We start from the raw sequence: 18,657 nt of genomic DNA, 5'->3' as shown, positions 1-18,657 counted from the left end.
CAAGGAGATGGAGTCTGATATTTTTAAAAGCCGCAGGTCTGATCTGGACGGGAAAATCCAGCTCTATGAGTCCCAGATCCTTCAGCTTGGCAACCAGGCTGAAGGGGCCAGGGAAGAGCTTAAAAGCGTCCAGGAGATTGTTGCCAATTTTACGGCGGATCTTTCCAGTAAACGGGGCCTTTTGGAAAAAAAATATATAGGTAAAACCGAGATTTTGACGCTGGAACGGCAACTTGCAGAATACAAGGGACGCATGGGCAAACTCAAGCAGGATATCGCCGCCACCCAGCAGCGGATCCAGGAATTTCAGCTCAGGATCGTGGATACAAAAAATCAGTACCGGGAAACCGCCGTATCCAGGCTTGGAGAAATCACAGATCAGATTTACGAGGTTCAGGAACAGCTGAAACCGGAACTGGACGCAAAGGAGCGGCTGGAGGTCAGAGCGCCTGTTGCCGGTACTGTTATCAATATCCAGGTGCACACAGAAGGGGCTGGGGTTATCCATGCAGGAATGCCACTCATGGAAATCGTCCCCATGGACCAGTCCATGATCATCAAGGCCCAGGTCAGACCCCAGGATATTACCAATGTCCACCAGGGACAGAAGACAAAGGTCAACCTGTCCGCCTTCCACAGGATCGGTACCCCCCCCATTAACGGCAAGGTCGAATATGTATCCCCGGACCTGGTGACATCAAAGGGCCAGGGGGAGCATACCGTGTCTTACTATGAAGTCCATGTGAAAGTAGACCAGGAGGACCTGGCTGCAAAGGATGCATACCTGTCTCCCGGTATGCCTGTAGCATGCTACATTACCACAGACAAGCGGAATATTATTTCTTATCTGCTGGGACCCTTGCTTCAAAACGTAGACACGGCTCTCAGGGAATAAACGATCATTGGCAGGGTGTTCGTTCGGTATCTCATTGAGCTAACGACATAAGTGAAATCGAGGAGATTTGATACAGGCCCGGCATAGTGCCGGGATCAATTCTGATCCGGTCTCCCCGGATTCCCTTCTCGGGTATCGGCAGCCTGATTTTATTGAGGCCTTTTGCAAGTCGTTGCTTAACGGATTGTGCCGGTGAATAGTGATATGTGTCCAGGGTTTGATAGAAGACTTCCAGTGTGGTGTCTTCCGGAGAAATCATTTCTAATTCAAGGCATAAATAGCTATTCTTGGGCAACTTTGAAGGAGGTAAGGTAAAATATGGGTCGTTGCTGGTGGCTTTGAAGGAAAAGACCCCGCAGTTTTGACTCTGCACGGCAATCGCATTCAATTGTTTTGCATGCTGGTGCAAATCAGTGCCGCCAAACTGGGAAAGTGTCCTAAAGTCAAACGCCCACTGAATCAAGTTGCCTGCCGTCAGGTGAGATTCTTTGAGTTTGAGCGATCGTTCCACCATTTGATAAATGACGAAATCAGGCCTGTATTTTTTAACGAGTTCATCTATTGTTCGACCGTCTACGTCCTTGTAATGGCAATAGATGGTTTTCCCGAATGTGTGGTTCAAAAATACAGCCATTTTTTCCATAAACGAATCCATTAAGACAAGTACGGTATAGGGCTTCATGGTGTTGCTAAATAAGGCTTTTTCATGCCATCGTATGTGATTGAAAGGATCCAATGACTGTTCATATCCATTAAAATCCGTTTTCTTTATTGATTCTGAATTTTGCAGCTTAGATGATTGAATTTGCATATAAAAGTCATTCACATGCCCATCCAACCGAAGCATCAGAGCAAGACCGCCGCCGCAGCTATCCGGTGTGTAAATAAAATCTTTTGATTCAAGTGTCAGGGGAAGAGTCTTGGGAAAATCTTGACGGATTGCCTGAATAATAACCTGATACCCGATATAGGCACCGAGACGCGACCAGTGGGAGTCTGTTTTATTGTATAGGCGCTGTCCATACTTTTTTTTTGCCGATAATAAGTATGTCAGAGGATTAATAAATTTGAAGGATTTTGTTTCATTGTGCAGTTGGGATAAAGTCGTTTTACCCGATGGTGTGACCCAGGTGGGCAGATATTCCGGATATATGGTATGTTTATTGGGAACCACGAATACATAAAATTCTATCCCTCTTTTTTTTAGGTATTTTTGGCGCAGAGCCATATGATATAATAACTGATTTAGATGATGGCGATCAAATACATCATTGCCCGTTGTTTGATCAATTATATTCTGCCATCTGTTTCCGAGGAAGAGGTAGTCTTCTTTTCCAATCACCACTTTTTCGGGATTGATTGATACGCCAAGAGAGTAGTTGATAATGGCGTAACAGCGTATTAGCTTTTCCCGCATGGCGAACTGGTCGTTGATATATCCTTCAAGTTTCGGAAAATAGTCTTTGATGCTTTGAAAAGACCATCCCCATTTGGGAGGAGGTGCAGGTGCTCTCATTTCGATGTTTTTAAAGGTTTTTTCCGAAATAGTGCCAAGCTGTAATGCGGAAAAAATGCCTATGGATGACAGTATTAGCATAAAAGCAGCAATGGTTGAATATTTTATCAATTTTGCCATTTTCAGAACCTAAAGTAGATAAAAGGGTTATAGGTTCCTGCCGCAAGGCTCATTATGCAAAGAATAAAAATAGCGAACAGAAAAAGGGAGGAAACCATCTTGTGGCCAGGGCTGGCAGTGCCGTCTTCCGGGAATAGTGGTGACAATCTAAAAACCTTAAATATAGGGGTGCTGAACAGGACGCCGGTGATTAGAAAAAGCAGCAAGGCGTTTGATAAAATTTGCCCCAGTATGTAAGCCCCATCCCGGGACTCTCCCATTCCGGCCATTGCTTTGAGGTAAAAAAAAGCGTGGTTTGAATTATCAGCTCTGAAGAATACCCATCCGATCATAATTACCAACACTGCGTATAAATGCCGGAAGATACGGGGAAGCTTTGACAGAAATTTGAAGACGCCACTTCTTTCTATGGCAATAAAAGCCCCGTGATAAAGTCCCCATATGATAAACGTCCAGTTAGCGCCATGCCACAAACCGCATATAAAAAAAACGATCAATAGATTGATGTATGTTCTAACTCTTCCATGCTGATTCCCACCCAGAGGAATGTACAGGTAGTCCCTGAACCAGGTTGACAGAGAAATGTGCCAGCGGCGCCAGAACTCCCGTATTGATTTTGATATATAAGGATAATTGAAATTCTCGGGAAACGTGAATCCGATCATTTTACCCAGGCCAATGGCCATGCAGGAATATCCGGAGAAATCAAAATAGATTTGAAGAGTATACGTGGTAATGCCGAGCCATGCCAGAGAAAAGGACAGTTCCGCAGAGGGCAGGGAAAATATCCGGTCAGCTGCCAGTGCCAGAGTGTTCGCGATCAAAACTTTTTTGCCAAGACCGCTAATGAACCGCCGGATGCCTTCCGCAAACTGATCCGATGATATGTTATGACAGGCCATCTGGGCCTCAACATCACTGTAGCGCACAATAGGGCCTGCAATTAATTGGGGGAACATTGTTACATAGGCTGCAAATTTAGTAAAACTCCGGGTCGCCGACACCTTTCCCCTGTACACATCAATGGTATAACTCATGGCTTGAAAAGTGTAAAAACTGATTCCCAGCGGCAGGGATACCTTTGTGGCTGATGCCAAAAACACGGACTCCAAGCCGATGGCATTCAAAAAGTCCAAGGCATTTTCGATAAAAAAATTGTAATATTTAAAATACCCCAGAAAATAAAGCCTGGAAATGATGGAGATGGTCAGGGCGGCCTTTTGTGTCCTCGTTCGAGCGGCTTCGATGGCGTTCGAGGCGAGATTGGGTGTTTTAAAGCCGCTATAGATGAATAGGGCGCACAGATAATCTATCAGGGTTGAGACGATCACCACCCATATCATGAAATTTTCGCCCCAGAAATAAAAAAGCAAGCTGGAAATCAGTAAAAAAAAAATTCTCCAGCTGGACGGTATTGCAATGAAGATAATCAGGAAAAGGGGTAGAAAACCGAATAGGAATGTTATTGAACTAAAGACCATGGTTCACAGATTTTGAGCTGTCCGGCCAAATCGAATCTGTGAGTCTGCAGATTCAAAAATTTGAGAGGCTGGACAGCAATTACGGTTCGCTTACTTCTGGTGCAAAAATGACAGATGTCGTATGGACTGCAGGTGGCAATATATTAGGGGCATGATACCGGTTTTTACCATTTCGGCCAAGCTGTTATCATCAAGGGTTACAAGTTTTTTCATGTCAACGCCCCTGAATCCGTCCAGGCTTTTTTTCTGCCCTCCGGCCTGGAATTCAAATGTCTTGTCTGTAATTATACCCTTTTCATGCAGTTCTGCAAACACGGACTGAACAGCAGCAAGTTCCTGCTGATAGAGTTTCAGTGTATCAAAGGTATGCTTCACAAAGCCTCTGAGTTCTCCTGATTCGGTAAAGAGCGGTTCTCCGTTTTCTTCGGAAAAATGTTCAGCCTCCCGATCCAGGCAGAAGATATACCGGCCTTGCCCGTTTTCCTTGTTTTCTATCTTGGCAAGGATAAAGGGGTAGAGGCGCAGGCACAGGGGAATATAGGGAACCTTCCATTTGCCTTGGTCGTCTATATAGGGGTGTGTCCCTTTTTTAATGGAGAGGAGCACACTGGGGACAGGACTGCTGTCTTTAGGCAGAATAATGGGATATAAATTTGCCGCCTGCTGCATTTCCGAAAGGGAGATTGGTACGGATGAAAGGGGTTTTGCAAAATTGAAATGAGACAGCTCTGAAAATCTGAACGCCTGATGCCTTTCAGGGTCAAGGGGCTCAAAATTGTCCGGCAATGCATGAATGTCACTCATGACGATAACTTCCTAAAAAAGGTTTTGGTTTGCTAATAGGCCATCTGGCGATCAGGGATTTCAACTTCCGGATGCTGCAGAATCATCTTTCAGGAAAAGTAGCCTGAACTTTGAAAGAGACTGTAAATGGCTGTAGATCAGGGAAAGGGTGCCTTTTCTGACCAGCTCAGCCAGAAATGCATCGTCCATGGTAACAAGTTTTTCCATGTCCACCCCTTTGAATCCGTCAATGCTCCTGGCTTTACCGTTTACATTGAATTCAATTTTTCGGTCCACAATCAGTTCGTTCTCAGCCAAGGCGGTAAATAATGCCTGCGTAGTCGCTATTTCCTGCTGATATGCAGTTAACGTCTTGAGGATACCCTGGATAAAATCATTAGGGTCTCCATCAGCCGTAAACATGGGGTCTCCCATGCCTGAAGCAAAATGAGGGGCATCCGGGTCAAGGCATAAGGCAAACTGGTCTTCCTGGGCTTGGATTTTGGCCAGAGTAAAGGGGTACATCCGGATGGTGAAGGGTATATAAGGCGCTTTCCACTGTCCCTGGGGGGTCACGTAGGTGTTTTCCCTTTTTCCAATTCCAAACAGGGCCATGGGGAGGCTGGCGCCGTCTTTGGGGAAAACAATTGGATAGTATTGGCAGGCCTGCTGAAGCTCTGAAAAGGATAGCTGGACTGCCGTTGTTTTACCGGCAAACGAGTAATCCTGGCTTTTTGAGAATCTAAGCGTCTGGTGTTTTGTTTTTTCTAATGGTTCAAGTTTGGTAAACATATCTGATTACACCTTTACTATTATGTTATTGATACAATGATATTTTTTTTTGATACCATAAACATGCCAGGAAAACAATGCGGATTTCCCAAGGCGTCAGGGTGATCGCATGTAACCTGCTTACAGTTTAATACCAATTTTGAATAATTAGTATCTGCGGAAAATCCGTAGATCCGGTTTGACGAGGGGGAAGCGGATGCGAAAGCCCCTTTCTCTACTTTACTGGTGAATAGAAAAGTAAGAATTAGTTGATGGATTGTTTTTTTTAATGCGTTGACCCTGCCAACGCCCTCTTAATCCTGGAAAAAACAGAAGGAAAAAAACAACGATTGTGGTATATTAATTGTCATGATACCAAATGGCAGAAGATCTGCGAAGTTGACGATAGTACAATTGAAGATTTTTAACCATACAGATCCCGCACATCAAAACGCCTTTTCAAGTCTTGATGCGGCGTCAGTGTTCTGATACGATTTTTGAATACGGAGAAAAAATAAAATTAAAATGACGCTTTTTGACGAATCCTATTATCTAAGTCAGTATCCGGAAGTGGCAGCCAGCGGTATGTCCGCCCTGGAACATTACAATACCATCGGCTGGCAGATGAACTACAACCCTAACCTTTTTTTCAATACCCAGTATTACCTGCTCAAAAATTCAGATGTTGCAAGTGCAAACGTTAATCCCCTGGAGCACTATCAAACCAATGGTTTTTTTGAACTGCGTAATCCCAGCTGCTTTTTTAACACAGCATTTTATCTGATCCAGTACCCTGATGTGGCCCTGAGCAATGTTAATGCGCTTGAGCATTTCATGCAGTACGGGGCGGCAGAGGGCAGAATCGCCATAGCGGAATTTGATGAAAGCTACTATCTGACCCAGTACCCTGATGTGGCCTCAAGCCATATCCCGGCTTACCTGCATTTTGTACTCAGTGGCGCCAGCGAGGGGAGAAATCCGTCGGCAAAGTTTGACACAGGCTTTTATCTCCATCTCTATCCCGATGTGGGTGCAAGTTTTTTTACCCCTTTCGAGCATTACTACCTATACGGACAGGATGAAGGCCGGAGAACCTCTTCAAATATCACGGTCGAGGCCGGATCAACCGGCACAACCGAAGGCAGTGAGCTATCCGATACCATCACAGGCAGTACAGGAGGCGACACCATTGACGGCAAAGGGGGAAATGATACCATCAATGGCGGCGGCGGGAATGATACCCTGAGCGGCGGAACAGGCAATGACACGATCAACGGGGAGTCCGGAGATGACAGTCTTGACGGCGGCACCGGAGACGATGTTCTGGGCGGGGGAAACGGCGCAGACACCCTTTTGGGCGGAGAGGGAGCTGACACCCTGAACGGCGATCTGGGAAATGATACCCTGACTGGAGGGGAAGGCGATGATATCATCACAGGCGGCGGGGGAACAGATAGTCTGATCGGCGGTGACGGGAACGACCGCTTTCTGTTTACGGCACTTACTGACGGAAGCACGACCCCGGGCAAAGGGGATGTTTTGGAAGCCACCGATTTTATCAGCGGCCAGGATTCCCTGTCGTTTTCCGAGGCCGTTTTTGGGGATGGCGGATTGACAGGAACAATAACCCTGACCAGCGTGGCGTTTAATACAGATCAGGTAACAACGCTTGCAGACCTGACAACGGCTACCGGAACTGATCAGGAGGGGTATGCGGTTCAACTAACCGGAAGCACATTGGATGCGGCTTTGTATGATGCTTTGGATGCTGCTATTGCTGCGGGAGGGGTTGCGAGTGGAAAAGGGTTTGCGGTGATCTGCAATGGAACGGATACTGTGGTGCTTTTTGATGAAGATTTCAGTTTGGCAGCAAATGGATCTCTTATAGAACTGATTACTCTTACCGGTATGGCAAGCACTTCTGGAATAGCATCAAACAGTGACCTAATAGTAGCTTAGAGATCTTATACTCAATGTCCATTTCAAGTAGTTAGCATGGAAATATCCTGAATCATCAGGGCAATTTTGATTTTATATTTCAGGCACCGCTCTGATTTATATAATTGCTTTATCTGTATCCCATATCGGCAACCCTCATCAATCTTCTGCCAGCGATTCAACCCATGCAATCTGCCGGGGCAGGCAGACCGTTTCAAGATCGTAATTGGCTCGGCCAAAGGCACAGGCGGCTGTTCCCAGTCGCTTTCTGGCTTCAGGGTCATCCAGCAGATCACACACCGCATCGGCCAGGGCCTGGACATCAAAAAAGTCCACCAGCCGCCCGGTTTGATTTTGGCGTATGGCTTCGTGCAGGGGCGGGGTATTGCTGGCCACAATGGCACAGCCTGTGCACATGGCTTCCAGAAGGCTCCAGGACAGCACAAAGGGATAGGTCAGGTATACATGCACCCGGGACAGCTGCAGCAGCCCAATAAAAACCGCGTAGGGAAGGTTGCCCAGAAAATGGACCCGGGACCAGTCATTCGGGTGGATTTTTCCTTTCACCTCTTCAATAAAAATATCCTTCCATCTGCTGCCGTTTTCCGGCCTGGCACCATAGCTGATATCATCGCCGCCCACAATCAGAACCCGGGCCCTGGGCCTGCGTTTCAAAATATCCGGCAGACTCCGCATGAAGATGTGGTAGCCCCGGTAGGGCTCAAGGTTCCGGTTTACAAAGGTGATCACCTCGTCTTTTCCGCTGAGAATGAGAGAATTGTTCAGGGTCAGGCTCACCTTGGGATTGGGAGCTACCATCTTGGTATTGATCCCGTCATGAACCACGGTAATTTTGCTGCGGAAGGGTTCGGGAAAGGTGGATGCCTGCCAGAGGGTGGGAGAAATCCCGGCATCTGCCAGGTCAAAATGAAGCCGGTTATTCAAATTTTTCAATTGAATTCTGCAGACCTCACCCGGGTCCAGCACAGGAAATTCTGGGTCAAAGCCCACATCCGCTCCGGTAGCGTGATAATAAAACTCACAATAGATGCCAAGCCTGGCACGGGGCCAGACCTCTTTTAAAAAAAGGCTCTCTCCCCAGCCGTTGTGGGCCACAATCACATGGGGAACAAATCCTTTGGCTTTCATGTCCAATGCGGCCCGAAAGCAGGCTTCGGCCCGGATGGTCTGGGTCTCAAAATTGTTGAGCCAAGGATGCACCCCGGGCGTTGTACCCCGCTGGACAGCATAGGGCACAAGGGTGACCCCCTGCCATTGGGTGGATTGGATCGTTTGAAGGGTCATGGCCACCACATTGTGGCCCTGCTGCGCTAATGCAGGAGCTAAAAATTTAAACTGACCCGGAAAGTTTTGATGGATAAACAAAATGTTCATGGACTTATTAATCTTTAGAGAGGTCGAGAATGATTCAGGATAAAGCACGTCCTTCCCCGTAGCCGAATGTCAGGTAGTGAATCAAGGGATTGATGCCGGCCAGTTCCACATCCGGATTGGCGTTAAGGTAGGCACTGGTACTGAAATTCTCTGAAGGGTCCCGGCCTTCAATCCACCCGGATTCGAGATAATGGGTCAGAGGATTGATGCCGGCGGCACTGACATCCGGGTTGGCACTCAAATAAAATGCCACATCAAAAAGGCTGCTGGGATTACGTCCTTCCTGCCATCCGTATGTGTTGAAATGTTCAACCGGATCCAGGCCGGCACCGGCCACATCCGAATTTGAAGCAAGGTAATAGGAGGGATCAATGCCTTTTTCCAGAGATGGGATATCCTCGGGATCTTGGGATATGGAAATGCCCTGGGACTGGCCGTAAACGGCCACAATGGCGGCAATATCATCAGACGTCAAACTCACCGTATCCGAAGCCTGGGAATACATCAGAGCGGAAGATACCTTTGAATGATCAAGCCCCAGCGTATGCCCCACTTCATGGGTCACGGTCCCCAGGAAAGACCATGTTCCGGGGGTGGGGCTGCCTGTCGTGAAATCTGCGTTCGACTGGTCTGCCAAGTCAATCTGGATGGCGGCACAGGTTAAATTCCCATTGACAGACCATACCGTTGCCTGCCCCAGGATTACACCGCCGCTACTGCTGCTGCCGTCGATGGAATCCCATCCGATCCTGATATCCACGGAACTTGAATCATCTGTCTCCACAAAATCAATATCCGCAACATTTTCCCAGGCCTGAAAGGCCATTCTCACAAGCTTTTTCTGAACCGAGTCAGAGGCCGCTTCAAAAGTGGGATATCCTGAATAGCTTAGGCCAAGGGTTGCATCAAAAGTGGAATTTTCCGCAAAACTCCAGGTGATAACCGGGGGATCCCCGGCCCATTCTTTTCCCATGAGCATATATTGAAAACTTTGTCCGTCTATCATCTCATCAGGCTTTCATGAAGGTAGTTTTATACGAAAATAGAGACAAGATACAAGGGGGCGAACCACTCGAAGTACCTGCGGCGACCATTTTAGCCCTGCATGTTGGTGTCTTTAGTTTCATTGTTTGTTATGGGCTTGCGGCTCATGTGCATTATACAATCAAAATATAGAGGACGCGGCTTTTTGTCAAGGAAACGAACGCGCTAAAGTGACCGCATGTAGCCTGCTTACAGTTTGATGGCAAATTGGGAATGGCTTATTCAGCAGCCGCGCCTCGTGCCTCCAGTTTGGCATTGACACGCTCAAACTGCCGAGCGGTCTGGTCTTTGCGCTTGGGGCCGCAGCCGATGTGCAAGAAGGTTTTCACAACGGTCTCCTATGAACAAATTAACCACTGTGATCTTGGCTCATGTGGGACTTACACCCACTGGGTAACCTTATCGAATTTCAGGGTGTGTCCCACCTTTTACATGGCAACAATCGTTAAATGCAAACATTACTTGAAAAATCAACTACGATGTAGTAAGGTGGGACACACTCTGCAATCTCCCTGAAGATCTGGGTCATGACCGTTGGCATTTTACATGAGACTTGGTTTCCCGGACAATTTTTAAGCACCCTGAGTGTTCAATTTTCTGAATCGTCTTTGTTCGGGGTTGATGCCCATCTTCAATAATTATTGTTCCTTCTTTTTTAACCAATCTGCTTAATTCCTTTAGAAATACATCTGGTTTCTCCACCATGTGAAACATGTCCAGCGCGTAAACGATATCAGCAGTTTCATTACTTATGGGGGTTCCATATTTTTCTGCGAGAACAGCTTCGACGTTTGTTAGCGAAAGTTTTTTAATTTTTTCTTTTACTTTGGCAATGGCAAGGGGGTGTATGTCCACCGCAATAACTTTGCCCTTTTTACCAACAGCGCTGGATGCAAATCCAATGTATCTTGCCGGCCCGCAGCCATAATCAATAACCGTCTGGCCGGATTTTAAACCCAGGGTCTTAAAATTTTTTCGTGAATGCCCGCCTAATATATCCATCAGTTTCATAATCAATGTCATTGCCTTGAAACCAACGTCTGGAATTGATTCTCTACCCTTTCCTGAAAAGAAATCGCCTATTTTTTTAGTTTCCATTGTACCCCCTCATATTTTCTAAGATCATAAAAATTATATGCTTTGGAACAAGTAGCTTTTTTCGCGTAAAATATCAATCCGGTTGCGGCAAAATTAGATGATGTAGACCGTGCCCGATCAAAGTCCACAAAAAAAATATATAAAGTTCACAAGCTTAAAGATAAACTTACCGGCGGGTTTTTTAACTTTAAATTGATTCTGAAAGACTTCTCAAAAAAAGCTTGAAATGCCCGTCATTTGGTAATTTTCAATTTGTCCAAGATTTCTGCGATAACGGAATCAGTGAACAGAAGCTTAATGAGCTAAAAGAACGCATTGACAATATTATTCCTTTCAATCCTTCTACAAAACATATGAGCAGTCGTATTTTTCCTCAAATGAAGCCGGCACCATCTTTGGAACACTTCCAGAAAAAAGTGGCCTGATTCTAAACCAAGGATTGTTTGGCAGTCAAATTCAAAAAACTCGAACATCGAGTATAATTTTACGAAAAATAAAGCAAGTCTGTTGGGAGCGGACTGGAACAGGATTTACAGAGTTTCCGGGTAGAGCCGGCCCCTGTCCAGGGTAAAAAAAGCATGGGTCCCGGGCAAAAGTTCCTGCTTTGAATGGGTGACATGGATCATGCAGGCTTTTGTTTTTTCCGCCATGGCCCGGACCTGTTCCTTGACCCTGTCTTTCAGGGCAGGGTCAAGGCCGGTAAAGGGTTCGTCCAGGAGCAGCAGCCCGGGGGAGACGGAAAGAGCCCGGGCAATGGAGATCCGCTGGTTCATGCCCCCGGACAGTTCCCGGGGGTAGTGGGCTTCAAACCCGGCCAGGTCCAGATCCCTGAGACACCTTAAAGCGGTTTCTTTGGCAGTTTTGCCGGACATGCCGGCCGCCTCCAGGGCCAGGCTGATATTTTCCCGGGCCGTGTACCACCCAAGCAGCCGGGGTTCCTGGAACACATATCCCAAGGAGCTTGCCTGGACCCGGACCCTGCCTTTAACAGGCCGGATCAATCCTGCCGCCATTTTCAGCAAAGTGGATTTCCCGGCCCCGCTCGGGCCCTGGATGCCCACCACCTGTCCCGGGCCGATTTCAAGGCTCAGGTTTTCAAAAAGGATATGCCGGCCAAAGGCCATGGTCACATTCTCAAATGCCACTGCAGGTTTTGCTGTCATGCGCTCCTGCCTTTCATCCGCCGCTCCAGGGGCCGGAAAAGAAAGAATTCCACGGCAGCGGCCACACACATGCTGATCAGGGCCAGGGCATACAGTTCCGGGGTGTCCAGCCGGGTCCGGGCCAGGGACATGCAGTGGCCAATGCCTTTATCCGCGCCCATGACCTCGGCCAGGACCGAGACCCGGACAATATTGCCCCCGGCAATGACCAGGGCCGAAAAAAAGGGACCTGCCACTGCCATGGCATAGACCTTGACCAGCCGCATTTTAAGGCTGAACCGGTAGACCCGGGCCATTTCCAGAAGGTGGCGGTCCACCCGGCCCAGGGCATCGGCCAGGTTGACAAAGATAATGGGGGCACCCATGCTGGCGGCAATGGAGATGACCATCACATCCCCCATGCCGAACCAGAGCATAAACACAATGACGATCACCACCCCCGGCACCGTGGTCAGTATCCAGCGCACCGGCTCCACCAGGGCCCGGACCTTGGGCACCAGCCCGGCCACAAGCCCCAGGAAGCCACCGGCAAGGATACCGGCCCCCAGGGCCAGGCCCATGCGCCGGAGGCTCACCCATAAATGCCCGTCCCGGAACCCGGTGTCGGACAGGAGTCTTGCCCCTGCTTCCAGGGTCTCCCACGGCCCGGGCACCACCAGGCCGGAAAAGGCGCGGGAGGCCTGGTGCCAGGCCAGGAACAGTCCAAGAATGCCCAGGCCTGCGAATACCTGTGTCCCACGGAATCGGAACCGGCGGAACCGGAAAGCCAACGTGCCTTTCATGGATATGCCGTGAACAGTTCCGGCCCGGGCAGGACGTTCCCCACAGCCCCGGGATCCAGGTCATGGATTTTTTCAAGGCACAACCGGGCCGCATCAAACGCCTCCTGCCCCGTGAGCATCGGGGTGCCCGAAAGGACCATTCCGGGGCCTGCCAAAGCCGGTGCTGCTTTCTTGGCAATGGCCCGGGTGGCTTTGGGATGCGCCTTTATCCACGCCAGGGCAAGCCCGTATCCCCTGATGATGGCCGCAACCGGCCCGGGCTTGTCCACGGCATCACCGAACACGGCAAAGGCAGATACGCACAAAGGGCGGCCGCCAGACCGGTTTTCCCAAAGGGTTCGCAAATCCAGGTATTTGGCCAGTTCCGGTCCGGCCATGTCCCGGGAACGGACCACGGCCAGGGAGGCGGCAGGTTCGGCCAGCAACGCATGGCCTGCCCGGCCCATGAGCAGCAGATTCACCGCCTCCAGTGCCCCGCCGGTGTGCCGGGTTTCAAGGCCCGGCAACGGTTCCTGCATTACAATACGAAATAAAATTTCAGGCATTTCCCCGGGGCCGAAGGGAAACAGCAGGGTCCCCTGCAACGGGCCCCGGGAAACAGGCCGGGTACTGACGATCCACAAGGGCGAGGCAAACACCCCGGCCACGGTTGTTTTAACCCCTTTGTTAAAAAAAAGGGCGGCCGCAGAGGTGGTCACCACCGCTCCCTGGATTTTGCCTGCCGCAATCATGGCCCTTGCCTGGTCCGGGGAGTGCCAGGTTAAAAATTTTACGGATTCCCCGGAAAGCCCCTGGTCCGCCATCACGGCAAAGACCAGGCTTTCGGTCACGGGCGGCCCTGAAATGACAAAGGTCGGGGCATCCGGGGGGGCCGCGCCAAGGGCTGCCGGCAGTGACAGTATCAGCCATGCCGGCAGCCATAATACCCGGCCAATCCACAGCGCAACGGTTTGTTTCATACGGTTTTCCTGGCCGTGACCAGCTCCCAGTCATCCACGCCGAGATTGACGGTTCGGCTCTCCACCCGGGCAAAGCCGGCTTTTTTCAGATAACCTGCAATCTGCCCCTGTTCAAAGGAGACATCCTGCCCCTCCAGGGCCAGGGAGAGCCTGGACAGGACAATGCCGGCCGGCCGGGTCCGTTCCCGGGTCAACCCTTCGTGCAGGCAGGCCACCACGCCTTTATCGGTGAGCGCCTGTCCAAGGCGGGCGTAAAAACGCCGGGGATCACGCACATAATAAAGGTTGTGGCTGGCCCAGACAATATCGTATCCGCCGCCGAAATCCGTTTCATTGTAGTCCCCCGGGATAAAGGAGATCCGCTGTTCCAGCCCTTCTTTTCGAATCTCTTTTTCAGCCAGATGAATGATGGCGGCCTGGTCCATGAGCACCCCTTTAAGGCGTGGATGCCGGCGGACCATTTCTGCGCCCATAAGGCCCGGGCCGCCCCCAAGATCCAGAAGCTTTCGGGCGTCTTTAAACTCCGGCAGGGCCTGGACCAGGTCTGCGGCCCGGCGGGCCATGCCGGCCCGCTGGTAGGCAGCCAGATGAGCCACGGCCTTTTCCCATGTCACTTCAGAGGCCAGAACCTCACTTTTTTCAACCCCAGGCGGGCCGTTTCTGACGATATCGGTGATCCGGCCCAGGTTTTTGTGCTGCATGCCCTTGATCCGGGTGATAAAGGGTTTCATATATAAAGGACTTCCGGAATGAAGATAGCGCCGGGCAAAGCCGGTGTTCCGGTATGTTCCGTCCTGTTTTTCCAGGAACCCCATGGCAGCCATGCTGTCCAGGAAAAATCCCAGGCCTTTGGGATCTGTACGGATATCCAAGGCCCGGGCAACGGCCTGAACCGGCATGCCGTGTTCCAGGACATCGGCCACTTTCAAATCCAGGGCTGCTTCCAGAACCGCCATTTTAACCGGCCCCGCCAGGATATCGAACAAGGAATCCATGGGCACATCATTATCATTTTCTTTCATCATTACCATCTCCAGCAAAGGGTAACTCCCAGGGTCATGGGATCGCCGTCTTCCACCAGGGTATACCCGGCGGATTCCACCATTTTTTGGGCATATTCCTGGTCAAACAGGTTCTTGCACCAGACCGCAATATCCCAGCGGCCCCATCTGTAACCGGCCTTGAGGTTGACCAGGGCATACCCGTCATCCTCTAAGGTGTTGGCGGCATCAAAGTATTGCCGTCCCGCCCAGAACACATTGGCCGAACCGTACCAGCCGCTTTCATGGGTATAGGAAAATCCCGCGCTGGCGGTCAGGTCCGGTGCCCAGGGAAGGGTGGAGCCGCTGTAATCCCTGGCAGTGCCGTTAAGGGTCCCGGTCCAGTCATCAATTTCAGCCTGGGTGTATCCCAGGGCCCCAAAGATTTCCAGGCCCCGGGACGGCAATGCCCGCACTTCCAGTTCCACCCCCTGGGTATGGGCATTGGCTGCATTGGTAATTTTCCAGGTTCCTATGCTGCCGTCTGCAACCTCTTCCCTGATCTGCTTGTCAGTGATGTCTGTGTAGAACACTGACAAATCCGCCCTGAGGCGGTTGTCAAAAAATGCGGTTTTGATCCCGGCTTCATAGTTTCTGGTGTATTCGGGGTCATAGGCAAAATTTACCTGGTCTGTGGCGGAGTATAGATCATAACCGCCGGCCATCCAGCCCGTGGAAAAGGTCAGGTACCCCATGGTGGCCGGCGAGAACTTCCAGGACAGGGAGGCCATGGGCAGCAATTCGGTGTCTGTGATGTCCCGGGCATACAATGTGGTGCCCGTGCTTCGGGTATAGACCTGGGAACCGGATGCGGATGCATGGTCCAGGCGCAGGCCTGCCAAGGCGGTCAGTTTTTCGGTCAGGTCCTTTGAGATCCGGCCGAACAGGGCCAGGCGGTCCGTATCCGCTTCGGTGACCCGGGTGTTGGCTAAAGCGGCCCTGACATGGTCAAGTTCCCAGTTGTTGTCCAGGCGCTCTGTGGACGCATAGGCCCCCAAAAGCCAGGACGAAAAAAATCCGCCCGAAGACGAAGACAGGCGCAGCTCCTGGGTCCAGGACTCCCGGTCGATATCAATGTGAGACACGCCCAGGGCCGAGGCACTCCGGTCCGAATCCATGGTATGCTGCCGGTTAAAGTCCTGGTGGGAGGTCACAGAGACAAGATCCATACCGTGACATGCGTACTTGATGTTCAGGGACTGGCCAAGGCTGTTCTGGTCTGCCTCGGAGACCTGGTTGTTAAGCACCTTGTAAGTATCCGTAGCCGACGCACCGTCCAGGTACCTGAGATCGTCAAGCCCCTTTTCCCGGTCTGTGCCGTCCAGGGCCAGGGTCATGTCCAAATCTTCACCGGGCGTGTACCTCAGGCTGGCCCGTCCTGTAAAGCTGTCATTGTCAGACGCGGTATCAGAATCAAGGCGGGTGTTTTCCATATACCCGTCTGTCACGCTTTTTAACGCGGACACCGTATAAAACAGCGTATCTTTTTTGATGGCCCCGCCCACCATGGCCCCGGCGGTAAAGGCATCATAGGACCCTGCCTCCAGCAGCACCCGGGCCCGGGCCTCATTGCCCTGGGGCGCAGTCACCATATGGATCACGCCCGAGGAGCTGTTTTGCCCGTAAAGGGTGGACTGAGGGCCCCTGAGCACCTCAATGCGATCAATGTCAAAGAGGTATTGCGACTGCATGTAGCTTAAGGGAAAGGCCACATCATCAATGTAAAACCCCATGGGCGAATACAAAGAGGTGTCAATGGTGGAGATCCCCCGGCTGACAAAGGCATCGCCGGAGGTCGCTGTTTTAAAAAACAGGTTGGGCACAAGCCTTGTCATCTCTTCGGTGGTCCTGATGTTCTGTTCATCCAGGATCTGGGCATCCACCACCGATATGCCGGCGGGTGTGTCTTTGGCCAGGATTTCCTGTTTCTGGGCCGTTACCACGACACTGCCCAGGTCAACCACGGTTGGGGCCTGTTCGCCCCGCACGGTTTTTGCCGGCATCACCAGGCAGACTGCGGCCGCCATTGCCGCAGCCAGGCCAGCCAGCTTATTCTTCCCGGATATTCCCATCTTCTTCTCCTTTATATTTTCCGATTCAGCAGGTTATTCCTTCACGCCTTTTACGCCCAAACAGGCCGGGTAGATATAATTTGCCGAACAGATTTGAACATATTAGGAGCAATGGGGGGGCTTGAACGGATTGATCCAAAACGGGTTGCTGCGGCATCACTATGGGCCTCGCAGCTTTTGGATAGCCTTTCCAAAAGCGTTGCATCCTAAAATGCCTTAAGCAAGATAATCTATCCATCTTGCTTGTCTTTTTGTCCCCCCCCCCTCTTCCTCTCCCTTTAAAAAAAATTGAAAAAAATCTTAGAAAGTGCTTTTATGGTTAGGCTTTTATAACTATAAACAAAAAAATGAATTCATTTAGGCGAGATAATGAGTGCTGAGGTGAGCATAAAAAACCCGGAAGGCAGATTTATCCGGTTTCCGGGAGAACAGGAGGTTCCCGGCCCGGGCCGGGAGAGCGTGCGGTCTGTACCGGCCGGACTGGGCCAGGGCCAATTCCTGAACCTGGACTGCCGGTCGGGCATGGATATCTGCATGAGCTGCTGCCGGTTTACCAGGGATTACCTGGCCAGGATCGCCTGGCCCGCACCCAGGCTCACCTTTGTGTTCTGTCTGTCCGGAACCACCCGGACCCTGAACGCCTGCCGTCCTTCCCCTTTTGGAATAACAGCCGGGCAGGCCCATCTCCACTATTTTGAAGACCCGCTCCTGGAGCGACGGACTGCCCGGGAAATGGAAATCCGGGCCGTGGTGATCCGGTTCCCTTCTGAAAAAATTTCCAGCCTTTTGGGCCCGCCCCATGAACCCGGTCCCCAAAAGGCCCTTGCAAAGGCCATTGCCCAGGGCCATCTTTTTTATTCCCAGACCATGAATTTCACCGTACAATCCGTGCTTCACCAGATGTATGCCTGCCCCCACCAGGGACTGGTCAGGCAGATCTTCCTGGAGAGCAAGGCCATGGAGCTTGTGGCCTATACCCTGGAACAGGCCTTTGACACTGCCCTGCCGGGCCCGCCGATCCGGACTGATGAACGGGACCGGATTGGTGCGGCCCGGGATATCCTGGTCTCCCGGCTGAAATTCCCGCCGTCCCTCACTGATCTGGCCCGGCAGGCGGGTATGAGCCACACCCGCCTGACCCGGGGATTTAAAAAGGTGTTTGGATGCACCGTGTTTGAGTATCTTAGAAAGGAGCGCCTGGCCTATGCCAGAATGCTGCTTTCGGAAAACAGGTTGAGTATCACCGATGCCGCCTTTGAAGCCGGGTTCTGCAGCTCCAGCCACTTTGCCCAGGCCTTTCGCAAACAATTCGGGATCTCTCCTTCGGAGTTCACGTCCCGGAAATAAGGGCCTTGGACAAAATGACCATGGCAGACAATACACGTATAAGCAAAATTGAAAACAAAACAGCACCTGAAATTGCGCCATCTCTTAGAGCTTGTTTGGTAATTAGGGAATCGAAGCGAAATCTCATGAAAATGAGAACCAATTTTTTCAAATTTTCTGTTAATAGCCGGACTATTGACATAAAATTTGGGAGAATTGGGGCCATTTTCATGAGATTGCAGCCGATTCATCAATTACCAAACAAGCTCTTAGG

The 18,657-nt window shown here is 50.6% G+C and carries 16 protein-coding genes; 4 read left to right on the top strand and 12 right to left on the bottom strand.

Features of this window, described 5'->3' with window-relative positions; genetic code table 11:
- A partial coding sequence (locus AB7U36_RS05800; RefSeq protein WP_428158848.1) for an HlyD family type I secretion periplasmic adaptor subunit occupies nucleotides 1-895 on the top strand: 895 nt, incomplete at its 5' end.
- Nucleotides 896-926: 31 nt separating this feature from the next.
- On the opposite strand, the gene AB7U36_RS05795 is transcribed toward AB7U36_RS05800, so the two are convergent.
- The 4 genes from AB7U36_RS05795 to AB7U36_RS05780 form a co-directional block, all read right to left on the bottom strand.
- Entirely contained in the window at nucleotides 927-2,492 is a 1,566-nt protein-coding gene (locus AB7U36_RS05795; RefSeq protein WP_428158847.1) for an alginate O-acetyltransferase AlgX-related protein, read from the bottom strand.
- A 41-nt stretch (nucleotides 2,493-2,533) separates the two neighbouring features.
- The gene (locus tag AB7U36_RS05790) at nucleotides 2,534-4,012 is read right to left on the bottom strand and encodes an MBOAT family O-acyltransferase (protein ID WP_428158846.1); all 1,479 of its coding nucleotides are present in this window, start codon (nucleotides 4,010-4,012) and stop codon (nucleotides 2,534-2,536) included.
- A 90-nt stretch (nucleotides 4,013-4,102) separates the two neighbouring features.
- Nucleotides 4,103-4,816, bottom strand: a complete 714-nt coding sequence (locus AB7U36_RS05785; protein ID WP_428158845.1) for a SapC family protein — start codon at nucleotides 4,814-4,816, stop codon at nucleotides 4,103-4,105.
- A gap of 60 nt (nucleotides 4,817-4,876) precedes the next feature.
- A complete protein-coding gene (locus AB7U36_RS05780) occupies nucleotides 4,877-5,587 on the bottom strand; it encodes a SapC family protein (protein ID WP_428158844.1) in 711 nt (236 codons plus the stop codon).
- Between the two features lie 504 nt (nucleotides 5,588-6,091).
- Between AB7U36_RS05780 and AB7U36_RS05775 the strand changes: the two genes are divergently transcribed.
- Entirely contained in the window at nucleotides 6,092-7,525 is a 1,434-nt protein-coding gene (locus AB7U36_RS05775; protein WP_428158843.1) for a calcium-binding protein, read from the top strand.
- A 138-nt stretch (nucleotides 7,526-7,663) separates the two neighbouring features.
- Here AB7U36_RS05775 and AB7U36_RS05770 read toward each other — a convergent pair whose 3' ends face one another.
- The 8 genes from AB7U36_RS05770 to AB7U36_RS05735 form a co-directional block, all read right to left on the bottom strand.
- On the bottom strand, nucleotides 7,664-8,899 hold the full coding sequence (locus tag AB7U36_RS05770; RefSeq protein ID WP_428158842.1) for a glycosyltransferase family 4 protein: 1,236 nt from the start codon (nucleotides 8,897-8,899) through the stop codon (nucleotides 7,664-7,666).
- A 34-nt stretch (nucleotides 8,900-8,933) separates the two neighbouring features.
- Nucleotides 8,934-9,872 (bottom strand): matrixin family metalloprotease, encoded by a 939-nt coding sequence (locus AB7U36_RS05765; RefSeq protein WP_428158841.1) that lies wholly within the window; start codon nucleotides 9,870-9,872, stop codon nucleotides 8,934-8,936.
- A 596-nt stretch (nucleotides 9,873-10,468) separates the two neighbouring features.
- The gene (locus AB7U36_RS05760; RefSeq protein WP_428158840.1) at nucleotides 10,469-11,041 is read right to left on the bottom strand and encodes a class I SAM-dependent methyltransferase; all 573 of its coding nucleotides are present in this window, start codon (nucleotides 11,039-11,041) and stop codon (nucleotides 10,469-10,471) included.
- Between the two features lie 530 nt (nucleotides 11,042-11,571).
- The gene (locus tag AB7U36_RS05755) at nucleotides 11,572-12,204 is read right to left on the bottom strand and encodes an ABC transporter ATP-binding protein (protein WP_428158839.1); all 633 of its coding nucleotides are present in this window, start codon (nucleotides 12,202-12,204) and stop codon (nucleotides 11,572-11,574) included.
- Complete coding sequence (locus tag AB7U36_RS05750) at nucleotides 12,201-12,986, bottom strand: ABC transporter permease (protein ID WP_428158838.1); 786 nt, start codon at nucleotides 12,984-12,986, stop codon at nucleotides 12,201-12,203. Before AB7U36_RS05750 ends, AB7U36_RS05755 begins: the two co-directional genes overlap by 4 nt.
- Nucleotides 12,983-13,945: a hypothetical protein gene (locus tag AB7U36_RS05745; protein WP_428158837.1), complete on the bottom strand. Its 963-nt coding sequence runs from the start codon at nucleotides 13,943-13,945 to the stop codon at nucleotides 12,983-12,985. The genes AB7U36_RS05750 and AB7U36_RS05745 overlap by 4 nt, the downstream gene beginning before the upstream one ends.
- A complete protein-coding gene (locus tag AB7U36_RS05740; RefSeq protein WP_428158836.1) occupies nucleotides 13,942-14,970 on the bottom strand; it encodes a methyltransferase family protein in 1,029 nt (342 codons plus the stop codon). The genes AB7U36_RS05745 and AB7U36_RS05740 overlap by 4 nt, the downstream gene beginning before the upstream one ends.
- Nucleotides 14,970-17,057 (bottom strand): TonB-dependent receptor, encoded by a 2,088-nt coding sequence (locus AB7U36_RS05735; protein WP_428158835.1) that lies wholly within the window; start codon nucleotides 17,055-17,057, stop codon nucleotides 14,970-14,972. The genes AB7U36_RS05740 and AB7U36_RS05735 overlap by 1 nt, the downstream gene beginning before the upstream one ends.
- Before the next feature lie 369 nt (nucleotides 17,058-17,426).
- On the opposite strand from AB7U36_RS05735, the gene AB7U36_RS05730 reads away from it, so the two are divergent.
- The gene (locus tag AB7U36_RS05730; RefSeq protein WP_428158834.1) at nucleotides 17,427-18,404 is read left to right on the top strand and encodes a helix-turn-helix transcriptional regulator; all 978 of its coding nucleotides are present in this window, start codon (nucleotides 17,427-17,429) and stop codon (nucleotides 18,402-18,404) included.
- A 20-nt stretch (nucleotides 18,405-18,424) separates the two neighbouring features.
- On the top strand, nucleotides 18,425-18,657 hold a 233-nt coding region (locus tag AB7U36_RS05725; RefSeq protein ID WP_428158833.1), incomplete at its 3' end, for a hypothetical protein.

It is taken from the genome of Desulfobacter sp., from assembly GCF_050177295.1.
This window is presented reverse-complemented; position numbering and strand designations above follow the sequence as displayed.